The following is a 1,664-nucleotide window of genomic DNA, read 5'->3' as shown; positions in this document are numbered from 1 at the left end:
ACACTCTCAACCGGCTACCGGCCTCTCGGCTCTTGCCCCCGCGCAGCGGGCTGGAGCGCAGCGACTTCGTGCCTTGGGGCAAAGCGGGCGTCGCCTTCATCGCGTCACGTTAACGGGACTATAGGTACGCGGCCTAGAATACCCGGCGTCATCTCGTGGCTCTAGCAACGATGCTGGTGCCGCTCGCGTCTTTGCGCACCACTTCTCAACAGCTTGTCTTTAGCTTCGTGGTCGGGAAATATCCCGGGAGAGCCCATTAATTGCATAGATAAGAGCCGCTAGAGGTTTCCGCGTGTTGAAATGGATTTTGCTCTGCATCCTGCTCTACACGGCAGCGATGGCGGCGGTTCGCTGGGTAGCCCACGAGATCATCGGCACCTTTGGCGTGATCGGCGGGCTATTGTCGATCGGCGCTATGTATGGGGCCGCCATACTCTACGAACGCCGGCAGAAGAAGCCGCAGATTCTGCCGCCGATTTAACGGTGGTGCACGAAGCAACTGCTGTACAAACTCCGCGCGCTTATTCAAGATGGACGTTTCGCTCACGGCATCCTGGATCTCAAATTATTCGGCGTGGAGGCAGTTCAAATGCTGCGGCGCAATTTCATCAGAGGCATGGGCTACACCACAATTGCGTGGCCGTTGATCGCGATGGCAGAACAATCATCTAGCAAGGTTTGGCGCATTGCACACATCTATCCGGGAAAGTTTGATAATCCCCCGGACCGTGCCATGTACGATGCCTTTCGTGGGGGACTGCGAGAGCTCGGTTATATCGAAGGCAAGAACCTCATAATCGATCAGCGAAGCGCCGACGGGAGGCTTGAACGACTGCCTTCGTTCTTAACCGAGCTGATTGCTCTCCATCCCGATGTTATTGTTGCGATCACAACTCCCGCCATAGCGGCCGCCCAGAAGGCAACATCAACGATCCCCATCATCATGGCTCCGGCAACCGATCCAATCGGTTCTGGCTTCGTAAAGAGCCTTGCTCGGCCCGGAGGAAACATTACGGGCACGGCTAATATGGTCGGCGACGCCATCGGAAAAAGCGTTGAACTTCTCCACACTCTCCTGCCATCCGCGCGGCGTATTGCTGTGCTCATGTCCAACAATCCAACTCATCCGCAGCAATATGAATTGGCCGAAACATCCATCAAAAGTTTGGGACTTGCGGCCGTTCGCGTCGTCGCACCTACTCCTGGTGATCTTGACCAGGCTTTTGAAGCGATCAAGCAGGAGAACTGTGATGCCTTATTTGTACTTGCGGATGTGACACGGCCGACGATTGTAACCTTGGCTGCAAGATCAAGGATACCAGCAATCTACCAATCAGGCCCTTATGTACCCTTGGGCGGACTAGCCAGCTACCACCCCAAGCTTGAGGCGATCTATGTTAAGGTGGCGCAATACTGCGATAGGGTTTTCAAGGGAGCGGACCCGGCTGAACTCCCCGTCGAGCAGCCGGTCATTTTCGAGCTGGCGGTAAATCTCAAAACTGCCGTCTCGCTTGGCCTAACTTTTCCGGACAGTATTATGGCTCGGGCTGACAAGGTCATCGAATGAAGTCACGATGACTTCCGGTCTTGTGCTGGTTTTTGGACGCCGGCAAGAAGGAGGCTCCGCAGGGTCAACTGACCGGCGTCCAAAAAGCGCCAAGGCA

2 protein-coding genes are annotated in these 1,664 nt (G+C 55.6%); both read left to right on the top strand.

The window, feature by feature from the left end:
* Positions 1-292 precede the first annotated feature (292 nt).
* A complete protein-coding gene (locus SO140_RS45775) occupies positions 293-481 on the top strand; it encodes a hypothetical protein (RefSeq protein WP_474805104.1) in 189 nt (62 codons plus the stop codon).
* Between the two features lie 108 nt (positions 482-589).
* The gene (locus SO140_RS45770) at positions 590-1,567 is read left to right on the top strand and encodes an ABC transporter substrate-binding protein (RefSeq protein WP_474805106.1); all 978 of its coding nucleotides are present in this window, start codon (positions 590-592) and stop codon (positions 1,565-1,567) included.
* Positions 1,568-1,664: the final 97 nt, after the last annotated feature.

The organism is Bradyrhizobium sp. UFLA05-108, from assembly GCF_059803455.1.
This window is presented reverse-complemented; position numbering and strand designations above follow the sequence as displayed.